The organism is Cohnella hashimotonis (assembly GCF_030014955.1).
Taxonomy (GTDB): domain Bacteria; phylum Bacillota; class Bacilli; order Paenibacillales; family Paenibacillaceae; genus Cohnella; species Cohnella hashimotonis.
Genome location: NZ_JAGRPV010000001.1, coordinates 77,913 through 101,981, shown reverse-complemented (window position 1 = coordinate 101,981; position 24,069 = coordinate 77,913). Strand labels below are relative to the sequence as shown.

Below are 24,069 nucleotides of genomic sequence, written 5' to 3'. Positions count from 1 at the left end.
AAACTGAACTCGAGCGATTAAAACAACGGACTTCGTATTGCCCCGAAGGGCTCCTTAGAAAGGAGGTGATCCAGCCGCACCTTCCGATACGGCTACCTTGTTACGACTTCACCCCAATCATCTACCCCACCTTCGACGGCTGGCTCCCTTGCGGGTTACCCCACCGGCTTCGGGTGTTGTAAACTCTCGTGGTGTGACGGGCGGTGTGTACAAGACCCGGGAACGTATTCACCGCGGCATGCTGATCCGCGATTACTAGCAATTCCGACTTCATGCAGGCGAGTTGCAGCCTGCAATCCGAACTGAGACCGGCTTTGGTAGGATTGGCTCCGGATCGCTCCTTCGCAGCCCGTTGTACCGGCCATTGTAGTACGTGTGTAGCCCAGGTCATAAGGGGCATGATGATTTGACGTCATCCCCGCCTTCCTCCGGTTTGTCACCGGCAGTCGATCTAGAGTGCCCACCCAAAGTGCTGGCAACTAAATCCAAGGGTTGCGCTCGTTGCGGGACTTAACCCAACATCTCACGACACGAGCTGACGACAACCATGCACCACCTGTCTCCTCTGCCCCGAAGGGAAGGCCTATCTCTAGACCGGTCAGAGGGATGTCAAGACCTGGTAAGGTTCTTCGCGTTGCTTCGAATTAAACCACATACTCCACTGCTTGTGCGGGTCCCCGTCAATTCCTTTGAGTTTCAGTCTTGCGACCGTACTCCCCAGGCGGAGTGCTTAATGTGTTAACTTCGGCACCGAGGGGTGGACCCCCCCAACACCTAGCACTCATCGTTTACGGCGTGGACTACCAGGGTATCTAATCCTGTTTGCTCCCCACGCTTTCGCGCCTCAGCGTCAGTTACAGTCCAGAGAGCCGCCTTCGCCACTGGTGTTCCTCCACATCTCTACGCATTTCACCGCTACACGTGGAATTCCGCTCTCCTCTTCTGCACTCAAGTCTCCCAGTTTCCAGTGCATCACGGGGTTGAGCCCCGCACTTAGACACCAGACTTAAAAGACCGCCTGCGCGCGCTTTACGCCCAATAATTCCGGACAACGCTTGCCCCCTACGTATTACCGCGGCTGCTGGCACGTAGTTAGCCGGGGCTTTCTTCTCAGGTACCGTCATCGAATGTGCAGTTAACACATCCTTATTCTTCCCTGGCAACAGAGCTTTACGACCCGAAAGCCTTCCTCACTCACGCGGCGTTGCTCCATCAGGCTTGCGCCCATTGTGGAAGATTCCCTACTGCTGCCTCCCGTAGGAGTCTGGGCCGTGTCTCAGTCCCAGTGTGGCCGTTCACCCTCTCAGGTCGGCTACGCATCGTCGCCTTGGTGAGCCGTTACCCCACCAACTAGCTAATGCGCCGCAGGCCCATCCCAAAGCCACAGCTTGCACCGTGTTTCTCAGCAAGATGATGCCACCTCGCTGCCTATCCGGTCTTAGCATTCGTTTCCGAATGTTATCCCAGTCTTTAGGGCAGGTTGCCTACGTGTTACTCACCCGTCCGCCGCTAATCTCATCAGGAGCAAGCTCCATCAAAGATCCGCTCGACTTGCATGTATTAGGCACGCCGCCAGCGTTCGTCCTGAGCCAGGATCAAACTCTCCATAAAGGGTAGTTCAATATAGCTCATTTCATTGCTGGTATAACTTTTGCTTCCGCCCCGAAAGGCTTCAGCGTCCGTTTGTTTTAACGCTCGATGTTCAGTTTTCAAGGAGCAATCTTGTCTTCGTTAGCGATATCTCCTCGCAACGGCGACTTTTATAATATATCACAGCGAGCCCAGACATTGCAACTTGTAAGATTTGTAAATCATCTTTTCCTTCGTTGCTGTCGCTTGTCCGCTCTCCCCTTCAGGTGGGGCGTTAGATAATTTATCACATTAAGTCGTATATCGTCAACCTTTTTATTCCGCATTTTCTGAATCTTTTAAAACCTAGCCTTAAGCCGCTTTATGAGCGTTGATTGCGAAGCCCCGAAGCGTATCTGGAGAGCTCTCTCGGCGCAGCAATACGCGCGTACATTCTGAATATCGTCTTGTACCGCTTGAAGATCGCTTCCTTAACGGGGCCTTCCATTCTCCGGTCGCCCAGATCGAGCAGCATCTCGTCGAGCTCCTTGCGAAGCATATAATCCAGCTCTCTGCATTCTTTGTCGGTGAACATCATTCCCAGCATCTTACCGTTGGCCTCCTGTGCAATCCCAGCATCGCGTGCGGCGGTCCGCCTTTAAGCGTTTTACTGTTATGCACCAATTCAGCCTGATTTATGACAGGGTACGCTGCAAAAAAATCAGGACTTCACGAGATACAGCGTCAGCGTGCTCTCTATTACCGCAGCTACGAGCAGCAACAGCGCCACAACGGCATAGATCGCTACCGAGCCCTTCATCGCTTCGGCTAATCCGGACCAAGGCTTGGATTTTCCCGTTAAGGAACGCCCGATGCCTTGCAGCAAGCGAACGCCGAGCAATATGCCGTAAGCCCCCGCGAGAAAGACGGCAGGCAGCTCCAGAATGCCATGCGGCAGTATCCCCCTTACGATCACGGACCAAAGATTAGTGCCTTCATTCGCCATTTGTCCGAACAAGTATCCCATTACGAGTCCATTCATCGCCAGCGTAAATAAAGGCATGATGCACGCCAAAATGCCGAGATACATCGCAAACGCTGTAGCTACGAGATTGTTTACAAGAATCAGCCAGAACATCGCAAGGCTCACATTGTCCGATTCGTTAGCCCGCTTCGCGATGTCGCTTATGCTTTGAAGCTGCTTGTCGAGCCAGCCGATGTCTCCGTTCGACATGGCACCTGCGAACAGGCTGGCAAAAAAAATGACGGCTGCCGCCCAGAAGTAAGGCTTGACGTCCGTCCAGGCTTGCCGAAGCGTTTTTTTAATCAATTCGAATCTCCCCTTCGCTCGCTTATCATAACTTGCTATGGGTCAAGCATACATTGCAATTAGAACAAGCTGTAGCGTCCAAGCCTTATTCTAACTTCTAATCGAGAGGGGATCGGAATCATGAACTACTTTTTCGTATGGAGCGGCCGCCGTATCAAGCGGTACTTTTTCCTCACGCTCGCCGTATTGCTGTCTGCGGGGGTGATCTGGACGGAAAGGGACAACATCAGCGTATTCGCCCCGCATCCGCCGGCTGCCGTCTATAGCGTGCCGACCGATCGCAAAGTCGTAGCGTTGACCTTCGATATCAGCTGGGGCGAGAAAAGGGCGCAGCCGATTCTGGATATCCTAAAGGAGAAGAACGTAAAAAACGTGACGTTTTTCCTGTCTTCTCCCTGGAGCAAGACGCATCCGGACATCGTCCAGAACATCGTGGACGGCGGCTACGAGATCGGCAGTCATGGCCATAAGCACGTGAACTACAGCCAATTGAGCGACGATGAGATCCGCAAGCAAATTCAGACGGCCCATGGCATGCTCTCCGACCAGACCGGCAAAAGTCCGAACCTGATTCGGATGCCGAACGGAGACTTCGATAAGCGAGTACTTAGAATCGCAGAGGATTTGAACTATAAAGTCATTCAGTGGGATACGGACTCGCTCGATTGGAAAAATCCCGGCGTAAATGCGATTGTGCAGCGCGTCGTGACCAAGGCTCATCCCGGGGACATCATTTTGCTGCATGCGAGCGACTCTTGTCTGCAAACGCATGAAGCGCTGCCGCAAATCATCGATCAGCTCCGCGCCAAAGGCTATGAGTTCGTGACCGTGTCTCAATTAATGAGTCAAACCGATACCAAGGGACAGACCGTCCAAGACAAGCAAACGTGGAATCAAGTCGCTTAATTGATCAGGATTCAGTGACTGCCCGCTTCGGTCTTTAGCTTCTGCGCGGCACGCGGGACGCTCAAGATATGGTGCAAGCGCAAGATCTGATAAGCGTTGCATACGAAAATCGGAACGAGCGTAAACGTCAGCTGCGTCCAAAGCCCCCCTGACCGAAAGCCGGGCAAGCCCTCGATCGTTGTTACGGCGATCATGAAAAACAAAGTCGGAATCCATGCGCCGGAAGTCGTCTCCTTCACCTTGCGCCAGGCGACCCCGAGCGCACCGATCACCAGCAGCAATGGCACGATCCAATAAGCATTGGGCGGAAACTCGCTGTCGTGCGTCCAGTAAACAATCTCGGCCAACACGAATAACGCGACAAAGCCTTGAAGCGCCACCCATAAATAAGGACGCTTGATGATGCTTCGGGCAATGTAATTCAACATCAGGTACGCAAAAAAGCCCATATGTGCGAAAGCGCCGAAGGAAAGGCCCGCCAGCGCCATCATAATCACATTAAACGTCCAGCCTTTTGCGCCTCCGATTTGAAAATCCGGATCGCATACCATCATCACGACGCCCGTGATCAATGCGGCGCCGCCGCCGATGAGAATCGTCGTGCCGAACAAGGTCATCCATTTACGCAAATTCAATTGTATTCCTCCCCCGTCAGTACAAAAACATTTTACCATGTCCGTCCCAAAAAGCCATGAAGTCTTCCTTATAATCGGCCTGTCGAAGTCGCATACTACGATCAAATTCCCGGAAAGGGTGATGATCGCATTATGCGGCTTCGCTTGTGGTGGACCGGCCTCGCCCTGACGGCCGTCATCCTGCTCTCTTCCTGCGGCCCGGAATCCAGCGCCAGCAGCGAGCAGATGAGTTATAAAGACGTCAAATCGATGGTGATCGACATCCTGGGCTCCCAGGAAGCGCAAGAAGCACTGGATAAAGCATCGACCGAAAAGTACGGAACCAGCTCCCTGCACGCGCAATCCTTGACACCCTCCGATCAAGAGCAGATTCGGACGGCCGTGAAGGACGTGCTGACCTCTTCCAATTATTCGAAGGTGCTTCGCGAAATCATGACCGACACGAAGTTCGCGGGCGAGTTCGCCAAGGCTGTCAGCAAGGATAACAAGCAAATTCATAAGGATCTGCTGAAGGATCCGACATATCAGCAAGAACTGGTGAATGTGTTTAAGACCGGGGATATGAAAACCGTCCTATTTGAAACGACCAAGACGGCCGAATATCGGAAGCAGATGATGAGCGCGGTTGGCGAAGCGATTCAGAATCCGGTTTTCAAGCTGGAGCTCATGAAGATTTTGCAAGACGTCGTGAAGGAGGAGCTGACGCCGAAGCCCGAGCAATCTAAAGGCGAGTCCGGCGGCAGCGGCGGTGAAAGCGGAGGCCAAAGCGGCGGGGATCAGTCCGGCGGTGGCGGTGGCGGCGACGGTGGCGGCGGTGGCGGCGGGCAATAACACAAAACGAAAACAACCGCCGGCGCAAATGCGTCGGCGGTTGTTTTTCGCTTTATCTGCCGCAGCGGGCGATCACTTCGTCCGCCAGCGCCAGGTATTCGCGGCCGATCGGATTGTCGGCCTTGTATACGGATGGTGAATAATCGGGCTCCGAGGGGTGATTGTCGGGCGCGCCCAACGGAAATTGCGCAAGCAGCGACGTATGGAGCGTATCGGCCAACATGCCGCCGCCGCCTCTTCCGAATACATAATCCCGCTCGCCGTTTTTTTCGTACCAAGCCATGTTCTCGACGACGCCGATGATCTCGTGCTCGGTCTTGATCGCCATCGCGCCGGCCCGCGCAGCGACGAAGGCAGCAGTCGCATGAGGTGTCGTCACGATGATCTCCTTGCTCTTCGGCAGCATCTGATGTACATCCAACGCGATGTCGCCAGTGCCTGGCGGTAGGTCGAGCAATAAATAATCGAGTTCGCCCCAAGCGATATCGGCAAAAAAATTGCGGAGCATTCTGCCAAGCATCGGGCCTCGCCATACGATCGGGCTGTTGTCTTCGACGAAGAAACCCATCGAGATCACCTTGACGCCGAACCGTTCGATCGGCTTGATCTTGTCGCCGACCTGCTCCGGCCGTTCTTCGATTCCCATCATGTCCGGCACGCTGAAGCCATAGATGTCGCCGTCGATGAGTCCGACCCGCTTGCCTCGGCGCGCAAGCGCGACAGCCAGATTGACCGTCACCGTGGACTTGCCGACGCCACCCTTGCCGCTTGCAATCGCAATCGACACGACGTCGCTGTCGGGACTAAGCAGCGGATGCTGCTCCAATCCGGCACTGTGTCCTTTGACTGGTGCCGCCGCTTTTTTCGTACCTGCCGCTGCCGCGGTCTCAGCCTGCCCGCCGTCACGGCGCGATTGCGCCTCGCTCTGCTCATGCTCCGTCATCGTCCGGATCCTCACGTGAGGCTTGCCCTCATGGATGGCGGCCAATGCCGTCGCGATCTCGGACTCGAGACGTGAAGCCTCGGCGATGCTGTCGGGATGGAGCACGGCCGTCAGCGAGATGCCGGTGTCGCGGACCACGATATCCCTAAGCAAACCTAAGCGGGCAAGAGGCTGCTTCAAGGATGGCTCTTCAAGCCCCTGTAACGCCTCGATTACATCTTCTCTCGTTGCCATTCGCGTTTCCCAACCTCCAACCGTTGCGCGTTATCTTGATTGTCTATTATAGCACAGTCGCGCATGACGAATGTGTGTCGGACAGGGAAAGTCTCCATACTGTAGTCTAATTGACGGTTGGAGGAGCTGCCGATTTGCCCTCGCCTTCTGCATATCGGAGGATGCCTCTGTAAAGGGCTGCCGCTACTTTCGTCTGGTACCCTTCGCCGGCCAGCAGGCGCGATTCGTTCGGATTGGACAAGAACCCGACTTCGACGAGCGCTGTCGGCATTTTCAATGCCTTTAAAAGGTATACATTATCCTTGGTCAGCGCTACGCGATTCGTATTGCCTACCGACTCCCTGATCTCGGCTTGCACCAATGTCGCGAGTCGTCCGCCCTCCGTGTTGGAGGGGTAATAAAACGTCTGCGCGCCGGACCATTTGGCAGACGGTACGCTGTTCATATGAATCGTAAGCGCGATATCCGGACGTTTCCCGACGATTAATGCGGTCCGCTTCAGCAGATCCTGGGTTTTGCGTTTGGAATAGCCCTTAACGTTCGGGTCCGCCAGATCGTGATCGCCCTCGCGCGTTAAATAGACGACGGCGCCTGCCTGCTGCAGGTAATCGCGAAGCTGCAGCACGAGCGCCATATTAATGTCTTTCTCGATCACGCCGTCGCGGCTCACCGCCCCTCCGTCCACGCCTCCGTGTCCCGCATCCAGCGCGATCGTCTTGCCCGTGAGCGGTGTCTTCAGGTAGCCTTGTCCGCCCGTCTCCAGCGCGGGAATCTCAGCCCATAGCAGAACGCCTAGAAGCGCGACAAGACCTGCCACGGCGGCGAGACGGACCGCTCCCTTGCGGGTGATCCATACGACGATTCTTTTTGAACGTTTGCTGCCCGCGTATCGTTGCCGCTCGTTCTGCCGCATAATAAAAACCACCCTGTCCATTTGATGTACGCTACATCTTATGGGACAGGGCGGTTATTTATGATCGTCCTTAGCGGTTGGCCGTCTCGGCGGACGCCGACATGCCCTCGATCAAGATCTGAGCGACTTCAGGTCTCGAAAACTCAGGCGGCGGGCAGATGCCGTCGCGCAGCAGCGCGCGCACCTTCGTGCCGGACAACGTGAGATGTTCTTCCTTATCGTGCGGGCAAGTCTTGCTCGAAGCCATGTTGCCGCACTTTTTGCAGAAGAAGCTGTGCTCGAAGTACAGCGGCGTGATGCCAAGCTCGTCCGCCGAAAAGGTTTTGAGCAAATCCTGCGCCTCGTACGTGCCATAATAGTCGCCTACGCCGGCATGGTCGCGGCCTACGATGAAGTGAGTACAGCCGTAATTCTTGCGAACCATGGCGTGGAAAATCGCCTCGCGCGGGCCTGCATAACGCATGGCAGCTGGAAATACGCCAAGGAATACGCGATCTTTCGGGTAATAATTCTCAAGCAAGGCGACATAGGAGCGCATGCGGACGTTAGCCGGCACGTCGTCGGACTTGGTCTCGCCCACGAGCGGGTTCAGGAAGAGCGCATCTACGATCTCCATCGCACACTTCTGAATGTACTCGTGCGCGCGGTGAACCGGATTGCGCGTCTGGAAGCCCACTACCGTACGCCAGCCTTTATCTGCAAAGATCTGACGGGTCTCGGCCGGGTCGAAGTAGTATTCCCCGAATTTCTCCGGCTGCGGACGGTTCAGCAATTGGACCGGTCCGCCGACATAGACGTTCGGACGCTCCATCAGCTTCACGACGCCAGGATGCTCCAGATCGTCCGTCTTGAATACCTGGATGGCTTCATGCTTCTTATCCGGCGTGTAGATGCTCTCGATATCGACGATGCCGTATACGACGCCGTCCTGCTCGCCCACAAGCGCCGCACGATCGCCGATCCCCAGACCGGCCGCCTGCTCTTCGCTCACCGTTAGCGTAATCGGAATGCTCCATACCGTGCCGTCCGCCAGACGCATGCGTTCAACGACGCTTTTGTAATCCTGCTCGTTCAGGAAGCCGGTCAGCGGGCTGAAAGCGCCGACGCCGATAAGATCAAGGTCCGAAATCGTCCAGGCGTTGACCGGAATCGACTTGAAGCTGCTCGCTTGAGCCAGCAGTTCGTCCCGTGCCGCCCCTTCAAGCACACGGTTGATCAGAGTGCCGCCATGCGGCTGAATCGTACTCATTGGATGTAGCTGCTCCTCTCGTAAGGCCGCTTATTTGTGCAGACCGCACTCTGTCTTCTCTTGACCTGCCCAACGTCCGGCGCGCGGATCTTCTCCCGGCATGACTTGGCGTGTGCAATACTCGCACCCGATGCTCGGATAGTGGTTGTCGTGAAGCGCGTTGTAAATAATATTGTTGGAACGGATGTAGTTCCATACGTCGTCGCTCGTCCACGAGGCGATCGGATTGAACTTGACAAGGCCGAACTTGGTGTCGTATTCAATCTTTTTGGCATTGGCGCGGGTAGGCGCCTGATCTCGGCGAATGCCGGTGATCCAAGCTTCATACTGCCCCAGAATGCGAGTTAATGGCTCGACCTTCCGGATATTGCAGCAAGCGTTGGCATCGACCTTCCATAGCTCGGGACCATGCTGTCCGGCCTGCTCCTCGGGCGTGATGAGCGGGCTTACGCGGACAAATTCCAGGTTATAATAAGCCGCGAGCTTGTCGCGGGTCTCATAAGTCTCTTTGAAGTGGAAGTCGGTATCGAGATAAAAAATGTCGCTCTTCGGGCTGATTTTCTGAAGCATATCGACCAGCACGACGTCCTCTGCGCCGAAGCTGCAGGCGAACGTAATGTTAGGGAATGTCTCAACGGCCCAGCGGATGACCGTCTCCGGCGAAGCATGCTCGAACTCTTCGGCTTTTTCGCGGATCAGCGCTTCTTTTTCAAGCAAATTCATATTCACTACCCCCTGTTGACAAGTAGGTGATGCCCTTCAATGCTTTAGTCTAAAAAATTATACGCTTCCTGATCGGAATATACAAGAATAAAATCGGCGTAAAAAAGCCCCGACATCGTCCGTAAAAGACGTCGAGGCTTGAAAGCATAAATTAACGCTTGGAGAACTGAGGCGCACGACGTGCAGCCTTGAGTCCGTACTTCTTACGTTCCTTCATACGTGGATCGCGTGTCAGGAAACCGGCTTTTTTCAGCGAGCCGCGAAGCTCGGGATCAGCCTTCAGAAGAGCACGGGAAATGCCGTGACGAATCGCGCCAGCTTGGCCTGCGATGCCGCCGCCGTTAGCCAGTACGATGATGTCGTACTTGCCAGAGGTCTCGGTCAGGTTCAGCGGTTGCTTAACGATCAGCTTGAGCGTCTCCAGACCGAAATACTCGTTGATGTCGCGCTTGTTGATCACGATGCGGCCTTCGCCGGGCACGAGACGTACGCGCGCTACCGAATGCTTGCGTCGGCCAGTTCCGATATATTGCACTTGAGCCATTGGTAGGTCCTCCCTCTCGATTAACCGCGAAGTTCGTAAACTTCAGGTTGTTGTGCTTGGTGCGGGTGCTCAGCGCCGGCGTATACCTTCAGCTTCGTCTGAAGCTGGTGGCCGAGCTTATTCTTCGGCAGCATGCCGTAAACGGCAAGCTCGATAATACGAGCAGGCTTCTTGGCAATCATGTCGCCAGCCGTCGTCGTCTTAAGACCGCCCGGGTAGTGCGAGTGCGTGTAGTATTTCTTTTGTTGGAGCTTCTTGCCCGTGAGGACAATCTTCTCGGCGTTGATGACGATGACGAAATCGCCCGTATCGACATGCGGCGTAAACTCCGGCTTGTGCTTGCCGCGAATCAGCGATGCAGCTTCCGTAGCCAGACGACCCAGCGTCTTGCCTTCAGCGTCGATGACATGCCACTTGCGTTCAACTTCGTTCGTCTTCGCCATGTACGTTGTGCGCATGTTACTTCCTCCTTCAATCCTGCTCTTATCCGTGATCGGCCTGTAGGCCTCATCGATTGCGTATCGGTTGGGAAAAACAAATGTTGCGATCGTCCGCTTCTGCGCCTCCATCTTCGGGAAGGAAAACGCGCGGCGCGCGACACACCGCTTCGCGTATTCTTCATCGGGGCCGTGGGAAGCCATGAAGAACACACAATGACTATTGTACATGATATCCCTGGGCATCGCAATACTAATTCATGCAATTTAACGCATTAATTATACGGCGGCTTCCAGTTCAACCCCCACTCGGGTCCGTACGCGACGCTGCACATCGTTAGACCGTACGGCACGGCCGTTGGACCGCTGATTGCACGGCTTTTGGCGGCAAGAATATCGGCGATGTCTTCCGGCTTCCGCTTGCCTTCCCCGACCTGAAGGATCGTCCCCGTGATGATGCGCACCATATTATAAAGAAATCCGTTTCCCGTAACGGTAATGCGTGCGACACCTCTTCCGGACGCTTCACTGTCGCCCGAAGCCGTGTCCACTTGCAAGGAAGCCTCGTAAAGCGTACGGACATGGTGCGGCTTGGTGGAGAGCGGCGAAGTGAAAGACGTAAAGTCGTGCTCCCCCAGCAAATACTTGAGCCCTTCCCTCATTGCGGCAAAATCGAGCGGCGCCGGATGGTGGAAGACGCGGTGTCTGGCGAATACGTCCGGGAAACGAAAGGAATTGATCGAGTAGCGGTAGGTCTTGCCCACCGCGCAGCGCCGGGCGTGAAAGTCCGTAGCGACCTCGACGGCCGCGTGCACGACGATATCGTCCGGCAGCCGCGAATTCAGCGCGATCGCCCAGCGTTCAGCCGGGATGCTGGACGCCGTCAGAAAGTTGGCTACCTGTCCGAGCGCATGCACGCCGGCATCGGTGCGGCCCGAGCCCGTCAGCTTGACTTGCTCGCCCGAGAGCATGCGGATCGCCTCTTCGATCTTGTCCTGCACCGTATTGCCGCCAGGCTGACTCTGAAAGCCGTAGTAGCCTGTACCGTCGTAGCTCACGAGAAGCGCGATGTTGCGCATGCGCCATTCCTCCTTGTGGCACAAAAAAAGGATGTGCCGAAAGGGTAGCATTCGGTCCATCCTTTTTTGAATTCAAAGCCCTGTTCGCCGAAGGCTATCGAGCTTGGAACTCCTCCGCGTAAACGGACGCGCGCCTCCCGAAGGAGGGCGAAGCCGTTAACGTCCGCGCAACGGCTTCTCGTCTAGGGAGAGGTCGAAACCGATGCGCTGGATCCGCGGGATTTAAGCGCGGTCGACGAGCTCGAGATACACCATAGGAGCCGAATCGCCCCGGCGAGGTCCGAGCTTCAGGATGCGCGTGTAGCCGCCTGCGCGCTCCGCGTAACGCGGTGCGAGATCGGAGAACAGCTTTTGGATCGCGTCCTGTTCGCCGTTCAGCGTCTCGCGGCGCACGAATGCCGCCACTTGACGACGCGCGTGCAGATCGCCGCGCTTAGCCAGCGTGATCAGCTTTTCGGCGATGGAGCGAACTTCTTTCGCTTTCGCTTCCGTCGTTTGGATACGTTCGTAGAGGAACAGGTCGGTGACCAGGTCACGGAAGAGCGCCTTCCGCGAGCTCGAATCACGACTCAGTTTCTGGTATGCCATCTGTTATTCCCTCCTTGTCGCTTGATGCGGTCTTGTCAGGTCTTCTATTCTTCGAAGCGAAGACCCAGACCGAGTTCTTCGAGCTTCTCCTGTACTTCCTCCAAAGACTTGCGGCCCAGGTTGCGGACCTTCATCATGTCTTCTTCGGTCTTGGTGATCAGCTCTTGAACTGTGTTGATACCGGCGCGCTTCAGGCAGTTGTAGGAACGAACGGAGAGATCGAGCTCTTCGATGGTCATCTCGAGCACTTTCTCCTTCTTGTCCTCTTCCTTTTCCTTCATCGTCTCGGTATCCTTGGCTTCGTCCGTAAGGCCGACGAACAGCGACAAGTGATCCGTCAGGATCTTGGCGCCCAGACTTACCGCTTCTTCGGGCCGGATGCTGCCGTCGGTCCATACTTCAAGCGTGAGCTTGTCGTAGTTGGTTACTTGACCGACGCGGGTATTCTCGACCTTGTAGTTAACGCGGGTAATCGGCGTGTAGATCGAATCGATCGGAATGACGCCGATCGGCTGATCTTCCTTCTTGTTGCGATCCGCCGGGACGTAGCCGCGCCCCTGTCTGGCGAAGATGCGCATGTGAAGACGCGCACCGGAAGCCAGCGTGGCGATATGCAGATCCGGATTAAGAATCTCCACGTCGCTGTCTGCCCGAATGTCTCCAGCCGTGATGATGCCCTCGCCCTCAGCATCAATCTCCAGCACCTTCTCCTCGTCGGAATGAATCTTCAGGGAGAGGCGCTTGAGATTGAGGATGATCTCGGTGACGTCCTCAATCACGCCAGGAATGGTGGAGAATTCGTGAAGCACGCCATCGATCTGAACCGAAATGACGGCGGCGCCTGGCAGAGACGACAGCAGAATCCGGCGAAGGGAGTTGCCGAGCGTCATGCCATAGCCGCGTTCGAGCGGTTCTACCACGAAGCGTCCGTACCTCTTGTCTTCTTGAATCTCCACCGATTCGATCTTTGGCTTCTCGATCACAATCACAACCAAACCCTCCTTCAAAACGTCGCTGCGTTGCTGACGTTGCCGTTTGTTCGCCCCGTCCGGTCATCCGGGATGACGTACAGTCCCTCAACCAGTATAACCGAATTGGGCAAACCATGTAGTATGCCTAACCATTACAACCATTATTCACAAGTTGTTTTTGTTTGATACCACATAGTGGCGCATATTATACGCGGCGACGCTTCGGAGGACGGCAGCCGTTGTGAGGGATCGGCGTTACGTCTTTGATCATGCTGACTTCAAGACCTGCGGCTTGCAGGGAACGGATCGCGGCTTCGCGGCCGGCGCCAGGACCCTTGACCATGACTTCGACAGCGCGCATGCCGTGTTCCATCGCGGCGCGGGCAGCGGTCTCGGCAGCCATTTGCGCAGCGAACGGCGTGCTCTTACGCGAGCCTTTGAAGCCCATGTTGCCGGAGCTGGCCCAGGAGATCGCGTTGCCGTGCGGATCCGTAATCGTAACGATCGTGTTGTTGAACGTCGAGCGGACGTGCGCGACGCCAGTCTCGATGTTTTTCCGATCGCGGCGTTTCGTGCGGACAACCTTCTTGCCTTTTTGTGCCATGCTGATTTATCCTCCCTTCTTACTTCTTCTTGTTCGCTACCGTACGACGCGGACCTTTGCGCGTGCGGGCGTTCGTTTTCGTACGTTGGCCGCGGACAGGCAGGCCGCGACGGTGACGGACACCGCGGTAGCAGCCGATTTCGATCAGGCGCTTGATGTTCAGCGCGATCTCGCGGCGCAGGTCGCCCTCGACCTTTTGCGTCTTGTCGATCGCATCGCGCAGACGAGCGAGCTCGTCTTCGGTCAGATCGCGGACGCGAGTGTCGGGGTTGATTTCTGCCGTAGCAAGAAGCTTCTGGGACGTCGTCTTGCCGATCCCGAAGATGTACGTCAGGGCGATTTCCACGCGCTTGTCGCGCGGGAGGTCAACACCACTAATACGTGCCATATGTTAGGAGCACCTCCTCTTAGCCTTGTTTTTGTTTGTGCTTCGGATTTTCGCAGATAACCATTACGTTACCCTTGCGGCGAATAACTTTGCATTTTTCGCAAATGGGTTTGACCGATGGTCTCACCTTCATGGTAATAGCCTCCTAAAGTGTGCGGCGGCGCTGATGCGCGTATGCGCGTCATGCTGCCGTCACGTGTGGTTCGGTAGACCGGAAGAACTATTTGCGGTAAGTGATGCGGCCTCGCGTAAGATCATACGGCGAGAGCTGGATCACGACCTTGTCGCCCGTCAGGATTCGGATGAAGTGCATCCGCAGCTTGCCGGAGACATGAGCCAAAATCTCATGGCCGTTCTCAAGCTTCACCCTGAACATCGCGTTCGGCAGCGGTTCGACGACCACGCCTTCCACTTCGATTACGTCCTCTTTGGCCACCGTCATTCTCCTTTCTCTTCAGCATGCGCTTCGAGCCGCCTCATGGCAGTGACGACAGCGTGCCTAAGCTTGCCGTTGGTCACGCGTCCGGTGTCCCGAATGCTGCTTGCGACTTCGTCGCTCACGATGCCGACCGATTCGAGATGCAGCACGTTTTTGCGCTTCGGCCGGTCGAACCGGCGCTTGTCGCCGTCCGCGACGATTGCGAATCGTTCGTCGGCTAAGGCGATGACCACCGCCAGCTGACCTTCGTCTTTGCCGCGGCGGCTCCTCACGACTTCCCCGGGCGACAGCGCTGGCGTCTCCGTCATGGCTGTCGCCTAGTCTTCCGCACGGGTCAGAATCTCGAACCCGTCCTCGGTTACGGCGATGGTGTGCTCAAAGTGCGCGCACAGCGAGCCGTCCACCGTCACGACCGTCCAGTTGTCCGAGAGGGTCCGCACGTAGCGCGAGCCCAGGTTCACCATCGGTTCGATGGCGAGCACCATGCCCGGCTTCAGGCGCGGCCCCCGGTCGGGCACGCCGTAGTTGGGAATCTGCGGCTCTTCGTGAAGTTCGCGTCCTACGCCGTGTCCGACGTATTCCCGCACGACCGACATGCCCGCCTCTTCGATCACCTTCTGGATGCCGTGTGACACCGTGAACAGCCTGACATCTGGCTTCACAAGCGCAAGACCCGCGTACAGCGAGGCTTCGGTCACCTCGAGCAGACGCTTAGCGTCCTCGGAGATGGTGCCGACGCCGTACGTCCAGGCGGAATCGCCGTGGTAGCCTCTATACTGCGCGCCGATGTCAATGCTGATGATATCGCCCTCTTGAAGCACCCGGGGACCGGGAAAGCCGTGCACCAGTTCTTCGTTGACCGATGCGCAAATGCTGGATGGAAAACCGTTATAGCCTTTGAAAGACGGAACCGCGTCCTGGCTGCGGATGTATGCGTCGGCGATCCGGTCAAGCTCGGCGGTCGTCACGCCCGGACGCACAGCTTCTTTCATCAGCTGATGCGTCTTCGCGACGATCTCTCCGGCCCGTCTCATCAAGTTCAGTTCCGATTCGGACTTGCACACGATCATGGCCGGTTACCCTCTGAGGAGGGAGGAAATATCGGCCGTAACCGCGTCGATGTCCTTCTCCCCGTCCACTTCTCGGAGCAGCCCTTTGCCTTCATAGTAGGCAAGCAGCGGAGCCGTCTTGCTCGTGTATTCATCCAGCCGGGTGCCGACCTTCTCCTCCGTATCGTCGGAGCGCTGGTACAGCGCTCCGCCGTCCTTGTCGCACACGCCTTCGACTTTGGGCGGATTGAACAGAACGTGATACGTAGCGCCGCAGGTCCGGCAGATCCGTCTGCCCGTCAGGCGCGCGAGCAGACGATCGCGGTCCACCTTCAGGTTCACGACATGATCGATCTTCTTGCCGAGTGCGGCGAGAATCTCGTCAAGCGCTTCGGCCTGCGCCAGCGTGCGGGGGAAGCCGTCGAGCAGGAATCCCATGTCGCAGTCGGCCAGTGACAGTCGGTCCTTAACGATGCCGTTGGTGACTTCGTCCGGGACGAGGAGGCCTTGATCCACGAACTTCTTGGCTTCCTGCCCAAGCGCGGTGCCTTCCTTCATCGCCAGACGGAATGCGTCGCCGGTCGAGATATGCGGCACGCCGAACGATTCGACGATGCGTTCCGCCTGCGTGCCTTTGCCGGCCCCAGGAGGACCCATAAACAGGATGTTCATTGCCGTACCTCCTGAAAGTCCCTCATTTTGAAGCAGCTTACTTATTGATGAACCCCTTGTAGTGACGCTTGATCAGGTTGCTCTCAACCTGCTTCATCGTCTCAAGCGCGACGCCGATGACGATCAGCAGCGACGTGCCGCCCAGCTGAACCGACTTCGGAAGACCGAAGGCAGAGCCGAAGATGACGGGAAGGATCGAGATGACAGCCAGGAACAGCGCACCAGCGAGGGTAATGCGGGTGATGACTCTCATCAGGTAGCCTGCCGTAGGCTTGCCCGGGCGGATGCCTGGGATGTAGCCGCCGTTCTTCTTCATGTTGTCCGCGAGCTGTTGCGGGTTGAACTGCACGAACGTGTAGAAGAAGGTGAACCCAACAATCAGCAAGATATAGAATACCATACCGAGCGGCTTGTTGTAGTACAGGTTGTTGATGATCCAGTTGGCCCAAGTGTGACCGGCCCAGAACTGGGCGATCGTGATCGGGAACATCAGGAGCGACGAAGCGAAGATGACGGGGATGACGCCCGCACCGTTAACCTTGAGCGGGATATGCGTCGACTGACCGCCGTACATCTTCTGGCCGACTACGCGCTTGGCGTATTGGACCGGAATCTTGCGCACGCCCTGCTGGACGAAGATAACGCCGACGATGATCAGCAGGATCACGATCAGGATGATGACCATCTTCAGGACGGCCCAGAAGATCTGGTCGCCGTTCACGAATTGGTCCTGATAGATCTCTTGGATATACGTCGGAATTCGGGAGACGATCGCCGCGAACATCAGGATCGAAATGCCGTTGCCGATGCCCTTCTCGTTGATCTGCTCGCCGAGCCACATCAGGAAGGCCGTACCGGCCGTAAGCACGATGGCGATCAAGATATAGGTCGCCGGCGACGGATCGATGACCATCTTCGCGCTATAGATACGGTTGAAGCCGATCGAGGTCGCGAAAGCTTGGATCAAACCGAGGACAATCGTAAGGTAACGGGTCAACTGCGCCGACTTGCGCTTACCGATCTCGCCTTCTTTAGCCCACTCCGCAAGCTTCGGAATGACATCCATGGAGAGGAGCTGCACGATGATCGATGCCGTGATATACGGCATGATCCCGAGCGCAAAGATCGAGAACTGGAACAGCGCGCCGCCTGAGAACGTGTTGAGCAGGCCGAACAGCTCGTTGCCTTGCTGATTGGCCTGTTCCAGCACGCTCTTGTCGATGTTCGGCACCGGGATGAAGGAGCCGACGCGGTAGACGAGCAGTATGAAAAGCGTGAATAGGATCCTCTTGCGAAGGTCCTCGACCTTCCAGATGTTGCTCACGGTAGCGAACATTAGATCACCTCGGAGTTACCGCCGGCGGCCTGGATTTTTTCAGCAGCGGATTTGGAGAACTTGTGGGCTTTAACGGAAATAGCTGCAGTCAGCTCGCCGTTGCCCAGAATCTTGATGCCGTCCTTAGGATTCTTTACGATCCCTTCGGAGAGCAGCAGTTCCGGCGTTACTTCAGTGCCGGCTGCGAATCCGCTCAGTTGATCCAGGTTAACAATCGCGTATTCCGTAGCAAAACGGTCGTTGTTGAAGCCGCGCTTCGGAAGTCTGCGGTACAACGGGTTTTGACCGCCTTCGAAGCCGGGGCGTACGCCGCCGCCGGAACGGGCGTTCTGGCCTTTATGACCGCGCGTGGACGTCTTGCCCATGCCGCTGCCGATGCCGCGACCGACGCGTTTGCGGCTGAACTTGGATCCAGTTGCAGGAGAAAGTTCATGCAATTTCATCGTTCGTCGCACCTCCTTGATTGATTTGCCTTGCTTTTGGCTATATAGCCTTATACTTCTTCGACGGAGATCAGGTGGCTAACGGTGTTAACCATGCCGCGAATCGCCGCGTTGTCTTCTTTGACAACCGTCGAATTCACTTTGCCGAGGCCAAGCGATTTGACGGTTTGGCGTTGGTTCTCAGGACGGCCGATCAAGCTGCGCTTGAGGGTGATCTGCAATTTCGCCATTTTAACCCCTCCTTAACCCAACAGCTCTTCCACGGTTTTGCCGCGGAGCTTGGCTACGTCTTCGGCGCGCTTCAGGCGGGACAGACCTTCCAACGTCGCGTTGATCATGTTCATCGAGTTGGAGGAACCCAGCGATTTCGTCAAAATATCGCCGACGCCGGCCAGTTCGAGTACAGCGCGGACAGGACCGCCCGCGATGACGCCCGTACCTTCAGATGCCGGCTTCAGCAGCACTTTGCCGGCGCCGAAGTGACCCGTAACGGCGTGCGGAATCGTTTTGCCGACAAGCGGAATGAAAATCAAATTCTTTTTAGCGTCATCGACGCCTTTGCGGATTGCGTCCGGTACTTCGCTGGCTTTGCCGATGCCCGCGCCAACCCAACCTTTGCCGTCGCCTACGACGACAAGTGCGCTGAAGCTAAAGCGACGGCCGCCCTTGACGACTTTGGAAACGCGGTTGATCTGGACCATTTTTTCGGTAAGTTCCAGGGTATTAGGATCTACACGCAAGTCGTTAACCTCCTTGTTTGCGTAATATTAGAACTGAAGACCAGCTTCGCGAGCCGCGTCTGCCAGTGCTTGAATGCGTCCGTGGTACAGGTAACCGCCGCGGTCGAATACGATGCTCTCGTATCCCTTCGCCTTAGCGCGTTCCGCCACCAGTTGACCGACTTTAGCAGCCGCTTCGACGCTGCCGCCGTTGCCGATCTCGCCGATTTCCTTATCCAGCGTGGATGCCGATGCCAGGGTCACGCCCTTGACGTCGTCGATCAGCTGCGCATAGATATGCTTGGAAGAACGGAACACGGAGAGGCGCGGACGTTCGTTCGTGCCGCTGATCTTCTTGCGCACGCGCAGGTGACGCTTCAGACGGGCCTTGTTCTTATCGCCTTTGGTAATCATTCCGGGGTTCACTCCCTTCTCGCTTCGCTATCCGACCGGTCATCAGGCAACGGGTCGCCGTGTGCCGGCCGAGTGCCATATCTTAAGCGGCACGGTGCCGCCCTTCATTACTTCTTCTTGCCGGCTTTGCCTTCCTTGCGGATAATGCGTTCGCCTTCGTACTTGATGCCTTTGCCCTTGTATGGCTCCGGCGGACGTACTTCGCGGATCTTCGCTGCGATCGCGCCGACCGCTTCCTTGTCGATGCCGCGAACCGTGATACGGTTCTGAGCAGGCACGTCGAACTCGATGCCGCCTGCAGCCAGGAATTCAACCGGGTGCGAGTAGCCGACGTTCAGGACGAGCTTCTCGCCTTGCTTGCTGGCACGGTAACCGACGCCGACAAGCTCAAGGTTCTTGGCAAAGCCTTCGGTAACGCCGCTTACCATGTTGGCGACGACGGAGCGCGTCGTGCCGTGCAGGGCGCGGTGTTCTTTGTTGTCGGAAGGACGTTCGACGTTGATGACGCCTTCTTCTACAACCAGCTTCATGTCTTTATGCAGTTCGCGGCTCAGCGTGCCCTTGGGGCCCTTTACCGTGATGACGTTGTTGTCCAGGTTCACGTTCACGCCGTTTGGCACCTGGATGGGTTTGCGTCCGATACGGGACATTGGTACACCTCCTAACTTGTCGCTTTAAATTACCAGACGTAGCAAAGGACTTCGCCGCCGGCTTTCCCTTGACGGGCTTCCTTGTCGGTGATGATGCCTTTGGACGTCGAGATGATCGCGATGCCGAGGCCGCCGAGTACGCGCGGTACTTCGTTCGACTTCGTGTAAACGCGCAGGCCGGGCTTGCTGATACGCTTCAGGCCGGTGATTACGCGTTCGTTGTTCGGTCCGTACTTCAAGAAGATGCGGATCAAACCTTGCTTGTTGTCTTCAACGTATTCGGCGTCGCGGATAAAGCCTTCGCGCTTCAGGATCTCAGCAATTTGCTTCTTGACCGTAGACGCAGGCAGCTCCACCGATTCGTGGCGGACGAGATTCGCGTTGCGAATGCGCGTCAGCATATCTGCAATGGGATCAGACATAACCATGGGGTAAACCTCCTTCCCGAACTAGGCTGATTACCAGCTCGCTTTTTTAACGCCAGGAATCTGGCCTTTGTATGCCAACTCGCGGAAACAAATCCGGCAAATTTTGAACTTTTGCAGCACGGAGTGCGGACGTCCGCAGCGCTCGCACCGCGTGTAAGCCCGAACTTGGAACTTCGGCGGACGTTGCTGCTTGATTTTCATCGACGTTTTTGCCACTTTGCTTTCACACCTCCCGTAGGGTACCTTGGCTTGATAGCCAGGCTCGGCGGAGTTACTTCACGAACGGTGCGCCCAGTTGGGTCAGCAGTTCGCGCGCTTCTTCGTCCGTATTCGCCGTCGTGACGATGACGATATCCATCCCGCGGACCTTATCGATCTTGTCGTATTCGATCTCGGGGAAGATCAGTTGCTCCTTCAAGCCGAGCGTGTAGTTGCCGCGACCGTCGAACGATTTGCTCGAGATGCCGCGGAAGTCACGTACGCGAGGAAGCGAGATGTTGAACAGCTTGTCGAGGAAGTAGTACATGCGATCGCCGCGCAGCGTGACCTTCACGCCGATCGGCGCGTTTTCACGGAGACGGAAGCCTGCGATGGACTTCTTCGCACGGGTGATGACCGGCTTTTGACCGGCGATCTTTTGCAGATCTTCGACCGCTGCGTCCAGAACCTTGGAGTTCGAGACCGCTTCGCCGACGCCCATGTTGATGACGATCTTCTCGATCTTCGGCACTTGCATGACCGATTTGTAGCTGAACTTCTGCACCAGTGCAGGCGCGATTTCAGCGTTGTAACGTTCTTTCATTCTTGCTGCCATGTGTCACAGTGACCTCCTTTCTTTCAGGGATCGTATTAGTCGATTTCTTGGCCGGACTTTTTCGCGACGCGGACTTTCGTGCCGTTGTCCAGCACCTTGTAGCCGATACGCGTAGGCTTGCCGCTCTTCGGATCAACGTGCATGACGTTGGATACGTGAATCGGCGCTTCCTGCTCGATGATGCCGCCTTGCGGGTTCGTCTGGGAAGGACGCGTGTGCTTCTTCACCAGGTTGACGCCTTCGATCAGTACGCGGTTCTGACGCGGGTAAGCGGCGATTACGCGCCCCTTCTTGCCCTTGTCCTTGCCGGTGATGACGATGACGTTATCGTCTTTTTTAACGTGAAGCTTATTGTTGTGCGATTCCAGCACTTTTTTCAAACGGGGCATGGGTACACCTCCTTGAGTGTTTCTCCATGGACATCGGCCGGATTAAAGCACTTCCGGTGCCAGAGAAATGATTTTCATGAAATCACGTTCGCGAAGCTCACGTGCGACTGGTCCGAAGATACGGGTACCGCGCGGGCTCTTGTCTTCCTTGACGATAACGGCTGCGTTCTCGTCGAACGCGATGTAGGAGCCGTCTTTACGGCGTACCGAACGCTTCGTACGGACGATTACGCATTTAACGACATCGCCCTTCTTGACAACGCCGCCTGGTGTTGCTTGTTTGACGGAAGCGACGATCAGATCGCCGATGTGACCGACGCGACGTCCCGTGCCTCCAAGCACGCGGATACACATCAGTTCCTTCGCGCCGGAGTTGTCGGCAACGCGCAATCTCGTAAACGGTTGAATCATCGTGAGGTCCTCCTTTCGGTGCTAAGGTGGCGTTTCTTACAGAATAACGGCTTTCTCGGTAACTTCGACCAGGCGCCAGTTCTTGTCCTTGGACAGCTTGCGGGTCTCCATGATCTTCACGGTGTCGCCGATTTGTGCTTCGTTGTTCTCGTCGTGCGCTTTGAACTTCTTCGTGTACTTGATCCGCTTATGGTACAGGCTGTGCTTCTTGTGCGTTTCGACAGCCACTACGATCGTTTTGTCCATCTTGTCGCTAACGACTTTGCCGATCTGAACCTTACGGTTGTTGCGTTCGCTCATGGTAATACTCCTTCCCGGAGGCGTCTTGGGCTCGAATCAGCAATTAGCTGATGATGCCCAGTTCACGCTCGCGCAAAATGGTTTTGGCCCGGGCAATCTCTTTCCGCAGTTCGCTGATGCGATGCGGGTTGTCCAGTTGGCCGGTAGCCAGTTGGAAACGAAGGTTGAACAGCTCTTCCTTGAAGCCGGAAACCTTCTGTTCGATTTCGACCGAAGTAAGGTTACGGAATTCACTGGCCTTCATTTGCTTCACCACCCAGTTCTTCGCGTTTCACGAACTTCGTCTTGATCGGCAGCTTGTGCGCGGCCAGACGCATCGCTTCGCGTGCGATTTCCTCGGAGACGCCTGCGAGCTCGAACAAAATCTTGCCCGGCTTCACGACGGCAACCCACTTCTCGACGTTACCTTTACCGCTACCCATCCGCACCTCGAGAGGCTTTTGAGTAATCGGCTTGGACGGGAAGATCTTGATCCATACCTTACCGCCACGCTTGATATAGCGGGTCATTGCGATACGCGCAGATTCGATCTGGCGGTTCGTAACCCACGAAGGCTCCAGTGCTTGCAAGCCGAATTCGCCGAAGCTCACTTCCGTGCCGCCCTTGGCACGGCCCTTCATCTTCCCGCGGTGCTGCTTGCGGTGTTTGACGCGTTTAGGGACCAACATGCTTAGTTGCCTCCTTCCTCAGCTACTACTCTCTTCTTCTTGGCTGGAAGGACTTCGCCGCGGTAGATCCAGACTTTAACGCCGATTCGACCGTAGGTCGTGTGCGCTTCAGCCGTACCGTAGTCGATGTCGGCGCGCAGCGTGTGAAGCGGTACCGTTCCTTCGCTGTAGCCTTCCGTACGTGCGATTTCGGCGCCGCCCAGACGTCCGCTAACGAGGGTCTTGATACCCTTCGCGCCCATACGCAGCGTGCGCTGCATCGATTGCTTCATGGCGCGGCGGAACGAGATACGACGTTCGAGTTGTTGCGCGATGCTCTCGGCGACGAGGATGGCATCCATTTCCGGAGTCTTGATCTCGGAGATGTTGATGTGCACCTTCTTGCCGTTCGTCAGCTTCGTCAGCTGACCGCGGATCACTTCTACTTCGGAACCGCCCTTGCCGATAACCATACCCGGCTTGGCAGTATGAATCGTTACGTTGACGCGGTTCGCAGCGCGTTCGATCTCGAAGCGCGATACCGATGCGTCCTTAAGCTTGGCCTTGAGGAATTCGCGGATTTTGACATCTTCCATAAGAAGCGTGCCGAAGTCCTTGTCAGCGTACCACTTGGATTCCCAATCGCGGATGACGCCGATGCGAAGACCGACCGGATTTACTTTCTGACCCACACGTTATCCCTCCTTATTTCTCGGATACGACCAGCGTGATGTGGCTGGAGCGCTTGAAGATGCTGAACGCGCGGCCCTGCGAACGGGGTTGGAACCGTTTGAGGGTCGGACCTTCGTTGACGAATGCTTCGCTGATAACCAGCTTGTTGACGTCGAGCTGATAGTTGTGCTCTGCGTTAGCCACTGCGGAGTTCAGAAGCTTCTCCAGGATTGGGGAAGCCGAACGCGGCGTGTGGCGCAGAATGGCGATTGCGTCGCCTACCTTCTTGCCGCGGATCAGATCTGCGACCAGACGGACTTTGCGGGCCGGGATACGAATGTATCGCGCTACGGCCTTGGCTTCTTGTGCCATCGATGTACCTCCTCCCGTGTTGCGTTCGCCGGACGAAGCCGGCGCTTAGGATTTATCGTTTGCCGGTCTTCTTGTCGTCGGCGGTATGGCCTTTGTACGTGCGCGTAGGCGCGAATTCACCAAGCTTGTGACCGACCATGTCTTCCGATACGTATACCGGCACATGCTTGCGGCCATCGTAGACGGCGAACGTGTGACCTACGAATTGCGGGAAAATCGTCGAACGACGCGACCACGTCTTGATGACGACTTTCTTGCTGGACTCGTTCAGCACTTCGACTTTCTTCAGCAGATAGCCGTCGATGAACGGGCCTTTCTTTAAGCTGCGACCCATGGGTAAATCCTCCCTTCAGCCCGGAATGGACTCGCC

38 protein-coding genes and 1 rRNA gene are annotated in these 24,069 nt (G+C 56.2%); 2 read left to right on the top strand and 37 right to left on the bottom strand.

Annotated features, from left to right (window positions below; all coding sequences use genetic code 11):
* Positions 1-58 precede the first annotated feature (58 nt).
* From KB449_RS00515 to KB449_RS00505, 3 genes are all read right to left on the bottom strand, one after another.
* Positions 59-1,611: ribosomal RNA gene (locus tag KB449_RS00515) — 16S ribosomal RNA — on the bottom strand.
* A gap of 340 nt (positions 1,612-1,951) precedes the next feature.
* Entirely contained in the window at positions 1,952-2,176 is a 225-nt protein-coding gene (locus KB449_RS00510; protein WP_217597906.1) for a hypothetical protein, read from the bottom strand.
* Between the two features lie 114 nt (positions 2,177-2,290).
* Complete coding sequence (locus KB449_RS00505; RefSeq protein ID WP_282906491.1) at positions 2,291-2,899, bottom strand: stage II sporulation protein M; 609 nt, start codon at positions 2,897-2,899, stop codon at positions 2,291-2,293.
* A 120-nt stretch (positions 2,900-3,019) separates the two neighbouring features.
* Between KB449_RS00505 and pdaB the strand changes: the two genes are divergently transcribed.
* The gene (gene pdaB, locus KB449_RS00500; protein ID WP_282906490.1) at positions 3,020-3,805 is read left to right on the top strand and encodes a polysaccharide deacetylase family sporulation protein PdaB; all 786 of its coding nucleotides are present in this window, start codon (positions 3,020-3,022) and stop codon (positions 3,803-3,805) included.
* 11 nt (positions 3,806-3,816) lie between these two features.
* Here the strand turns inward: pdaB and KB449_RS00495 are convergent, their stop codons facing one another.
* Positions 3,817-4,440, bottom strand: a complete 624-nt coding sequence (locus KB449_RS00495; protein ID WP_282906489.1) for a KinB-signaling pathway activation protein — start codon at positions 4,438-4,440, stop codon at positions 3,817-3,819.
* A 132-nt stretch (positions 4,441-4,572) separates the two neighbouring features.
* Here KB449_RS00495 and gerD point away from each other — a divergent pair, with 132 nt between their 5' ends.
* Positions 4,573-5,271 carry a spore germination lipoprotein GerD gene (gene gerD / locus KB449_RS00490; protein WP_282906488.1) on the top strand — a complete coding sequence of 233 codons (699 nt, stop codon included), beginning with the start codon at positions 4,573-4,575 and terminating at the stop codon, positions 5,269-5,271.
* 52 nt (positions 5,272-5,323) lie between these two features.
* Here the strand turns inward: gerD and KB449_RS00485 are convergent, their stop codons facing one another.
* From KB449_RS00485 to rpsS, 33 genes are all read right to left on the bottom strand, one after another.
* Entirely contained in the window at positions 5,324-6,448 is a 1,125-nt protein-coding gene (locus tag KB449_RS00485; RefSeq protein WP_282906487.1) for a P-loop NTPase, read from the bottom strand.
* A gap of 106 nt (positions 6,449-6,554) precedes the next feature.
* Positions 6,555-7,361 (bottom strand): N-acetylmuramoyl-L-alanine amidase CwlD, encoded by an 807-nt coding sequence (gene cwlD, locus KB449_RS00480; RefSeq protein WP_282906486.1) that lies wholly within the window; start codon positions 7,359-7,361, stop codon positions 6,555-6,557.
* Positions 7,362-7,431: 70 nt separating this feature from the next.
* Positions 7,432-8,610 carry a sulfate adenylyltransferase gene (gene sat, locus KB449_RS00475; protein WP_282906485.1) on the bottom strand — a complete coding sequence of 393 codons (1,179 nt, stop codon included), beginning with the start codon at positions 8,608-8,610 and terminating at the stop codon, positions 7,432-7,434.
* A gap of 30 nt (positions 8,611-8,640) precedes the next feature.
* A complete protein-coding gene (locus KB449_RS00470) occupies positions 8,641-9,333 on the bottom strand; it encodes a phosphoadenylyl-sulfate reductase (RefSeq protein WP_282906484.1) in 693 nt (230 codons plus the stop codon).
* Between the two features lie 151 nt (positions 9,334-9,484).
* Complete coding sequence (rpsI, locus tag KB449_RS00465) at positions 9,485-9,877, bottom strand: 30S ribosomal protein S9 (protein WP_282906483.1); 393 nt, start codon at positions 9,875-9,877, stop codon at positions 9,485-9,487.
* 20 nt (positions 9,878-9,897) lie between these two features.
* Entirely contained in the window at positions 9,898-10,335 is a 438-nt protein-coding gene (gene rplM / locus KB449_RS00460; protein ID WP_277533305.1) for a 50S ribosomal protein L13, read from the bottom strand.
* A 254-nt stretch (positions 10,336-10,589) separates the two neighbouring features.
* Positions 10,590-11,393, bottom strand: a complete 804-nt coding sequence (gene truA, locus KB449_RS00455) for a tRNA pseudouridine(38-40) synthase TruA (RefSeq protein WP_282906482.1) — start codon at positions 11,391-11,393, stop codon at positions 10,590-10,592.
* Between the two features lie 222 nt (positions 11,394-11,615).
* Complete coding sequence (rplQ, locus tag KB449_RS00450; protein ID WP_090117889.1) at positions 11,616-11,981, bottom strand: 50S ribosomal protein L17; 366 nt, start codon at positions 11,979-11,981, stop codon at positions 11,616-11,618.
* 44 nt (positions 11,982-12,025) lie between these two features.
* Positions 12,026-12,970, bottom strand: coding sequence for a DNA-directed RNA polymerase subunit alpha (locus tag KB449_RS00445; RefSeq protein ID WP_271754068.1), 945 nt, complete (start codon positions 12,968-12,970; stop codon positions 12,026-12,028).
* A gap of 187 nt (positions 12,971-13,157) precedes the next feature.
* The gene (rpsK, locus tag KB449_RS00440) at positions 13,158-13,556 is read right to left on the bottom strand and encodes a 30S ribosomal protein S11 (protein WP_271754067.1); all 399 of its coding nucleotides are present in this window, start codon (positions 13,554-13,556) and stop codon (positions 13,158-13,160) included.
* A gap of 19 nt (positions 13,557-13,575) precedes the next feature.
* Positions 13,576-13,944, bottom strand: coding sequence for a 30S ribosomal protein S13 (gene rpsM / locus KB449_RS00435; RefSeq protein ID WP_090117892.1), 369 nt, complete (start codon positions 13,942-13,944; stop codon positions 13,576-13,578).
* A 19-nt stretch (positions 13,945-13,963) separates the two neighbouring features.
* Positions 13,964-14,077: a 50S ribosomal protein L36 gene (rpmJ, locus tag KB449_RS00430; protein ID WP_003333770.1), complete on the bottom strand. Its 114-nt coding sequence runs from the start codon at positions 14,075-14,077 to the stop codon at positions 13,964-13,966.
* Positions 14,078-14,164: 87 nt separating this feature from the next.
* Positions 14,165-14,380: a translation initiation factor IF-1 gene (infA, locus tag KB449_RS00425; protein ID WP_090117962.1), complete on the bottom strand. Its 216-nt coding sequence runs from the start codon at positions 14,378-14,380 to the stop codon at positions 14,165-14,167.
* 2 nt (positions 14,381-14,382) lie between these two features.
* Entirely contained in the window at positions 14,383-14,691 is a 309-nt protein-coding gene (locus KB449_RS00420) for a KOW domain-containing RNA-binding protein (RefSeq protein WP_282906481.1), read from the bottom strand.
* 9 nt (positions 14,692-14,700) lie between these two features.
* Positions 14,701-15,453 carry a type I methionyl aminopeptidase gene (gene map / locus KB449_RS00415; RefSeq protein ID WP_282906480.1) on the bottom strand — a complete coding sequence of 251 codons (753 nt, stop codon included), beginning with the start codon at positions 15,451-15,453 and terminating at the stop codon, positions 14,701-14,703.
* Positions 15,454-15,459: 6 nt separating this feature from the next.
* The gene (locus KB449_RS00410; RefSeq protein ID WP_282906479.1) at positions 15,460-16,104 is read right to left on the bottom strand and encodes an adenylate kinase; all 645 of its coding nucleotides are present in this window, start codon (positions 16,102-16,104) and stop codon (positions 15,460-15,462) included.
* Positions 16,105-16,141: 37 nt separating this feature from the next.
* Positions 16,142-17,440 carry a preprotein translocase subunit SecY gene (gene secY, locus KB449_RS00405; protein WP_282906478.1) on the bottom strand — a complete coding sequence of 433 codons (1,299 nt, stop codon included), beginning with the start codon at positions 17,438-17,440 and terminating at the stop codon, positions 16,142-16,144.
* On the bottom strand, positions 17,440-17,883 hold the full coding sequence (gene rplO, locus KB449_RS00400) for a 50S ribosomal protein L15 (protein ID WP_090117897.1): 444 nt from the start codon (positions 17,881-17,883) through the stop codon (positions 17,440-17,442). The genes secY and rplO overlap by 1 nt, the downstream gene beginning before the upstream one ends.
* 50 nt (positions 17,884-17,933) lie before the next feature.
* Positions 17,934-18,113, bottom strand: a complete 180-nt coding sequence (rpmD, locus tag KB449_RS00395; RefSeq protein ID WP_217597974.1) for a 50S ribosomal protein L30 — start codon at positions 18,111-18,113, stop codon at positions 17,934-17,936.
* A gap of 12 nt (positions 18,114-18,125) precedes the next feature.
* Entirely contained in the window at positions 18,126-18,623 is a 498-nt protein-coding gene (gene rpsE, locus KB449_RS00390) for a 30S ribosomal protein S5 (RefSeq protein ID WP_090117899.1), read from the bottom strand.
* Between the two features lie 27 nt (positions 18,624-18,650).
* Positions 18,651-19,016 (bottom strand): 50S ribosomal protein L18, encoded by a 366-nt coding sequence (rplR, locus tag KB449_RS00385; RefSeq protein ID WP_217597976.1) that lies wholly within the window; start codon positions 19,014-19,016, stop codon positions 18,651-18,653.
* A gap of 107 nt (positions 19,017-19,123) precedes the next feature.
* Entirely contained in the window at positions 19,124-19,666 is a 543-nt protein-coding gene (rplF, locus tag KB449_RS00380) for a 50S ribosomal protein L6 (RefSeq protein WP_090117901.1), read from the bottom strand.
* 29 nt (positions 19,667-19,695) lie between these two features.
* Positions 19,696-20,094, bottom strand: a complete 399-nt coding sequence (gene rpsH, locus KB449_RS00375) for a 30S ribosomal protein S8 (RefSeq protein WP_090117902.1) — start codon at positions 20,092-20,094, stop codon at positions 19,696-19,698.
* Positions 20,095-20,124: 30 nt separating this feature from the next.
* Positions 20,125-20,310 carry a type Z 30S ribosomal protein S14 gene (locus KB449_RS00370; protein WP_090117903.1) on the bottom strand — a complete coding sequence of 62 codons (186 nt, stop codon included), beginning with the start codon at positions 20,308-20,310 and terminating at the stop codon, positions 20,125-20,127.
* A gap of 55 nt (positions 20,311-20,365) precedes the next feature.
* Positions 20,366-20,908: a 50S ribosomal protein L5 gene (rplE, locus tag KB449_RS00365; protein ID WP_282906477.1), complete on the bottom strand. Its 543-nt coding sequence runs from the start codon at positions 20,906-20,908 to the stop codon at positions 20,366-20,368.
* Positions 20,909-20,943: 35 nt separating this feature from the next.
* Positions 20,944-21,297, bottom strand: coding sequence for a 50S ribosomal protein L24 (rplX, locus tag KB449_RS00360; protein WP_090117905.1), 354 nt, complete (start codon positions 21,295-21,297; stop codon positions 20,944-20,946).
* Positions 21,298-21,339: 42 nt separating this feature from the next.
* Positions 21,340-21,708: a 50S ribosomal protein L14 gene (rplN, locus tag KB449_RS00355; RefSeq protein ID WP_090117906.1), complete on the bottom strand. Its 369-nt coding sequence runs from the start codon at positions 21,706-21,708 to the stop codon at positions 21,340-21,342.
* Between the two features lie 36 nt (positions 21,709-21,744).
* Positions 21,745-22,008 carry a 30S ribosomal protein S17 gene (gene rpsQ / locus KB449_RS00350; protein ID WP_282906476.1) on the bottom strand — a complete coding sequence of 88 codons (264 nt, stop codon included), beginning with the start codon at positions 22,006-22,008 and terminating at the stop codon, positions 21,745-21,747.
* A gap of 43 nt (positions 22,009-22,051) precedes the next feature.
* On the bottom strand, positions 22,052-22,252 hold the full coding sequence (gene rpmC, locus KB449_RS00345) for a 50S ribosomal protein L29 (RefSeq protein WP_090117908.1): 201 nt from the start codon (positions 22,250-22,252) through the stop codon (positions 22,052-22,054).
* Positions 22,239-22,676 carry a 50S ribosomal protein L16 gene (gene rplP, locus KB449_RS00340; protein ID WP_282906475.1) on the bottom strand — a complete coding sequence of 146 codons (438 nt, stop codon included), beginning with the start codon at positions 22,674-22,676 and terminating at the stop codon, positions 22,239-22,241. The genes rpmC and rplP overlap by 14 nt, the downstream gene beginning before the upstream one ends.
* Positions 22,677-22,678: 2 nt before the next feature.
* Positions 22,679-23,347, bottom strand: coding sequence for a 30S ribosomal protein S3 (gene rpsC, locus KB449_RS00335; protein ID WP_090117910.1), 669 nt, complete (start codon positions 23,345-23,347; stop codon positions 22,679-22,681).
* Between the two features lie 13 nt (positions 23,348-23,360).
* A complete protein-coding gene (rplV, locus tag KB449_RS00330; protein WP_090117911.1) occupies positions 23,361-23,699 on the bottom strand; it encodes a 50S ribosomal protein L22 in 339 nt (112 codons plus the stop codon).
* 52 nt (positions 23,700-23,751) lie between these two features.
* Entirely contained in the window at positions 23,752-24,033 is a 282-nt protein-coding gene (rpsS, locus tag KB449_RS00325; RefSeq protein ID WP_271754045.1) for a 30S ribosomal protein S19, read from the bottom strand.
* Between the last annotated feature and the right edge of the window lie 36 nt (positions 24,034-24,069).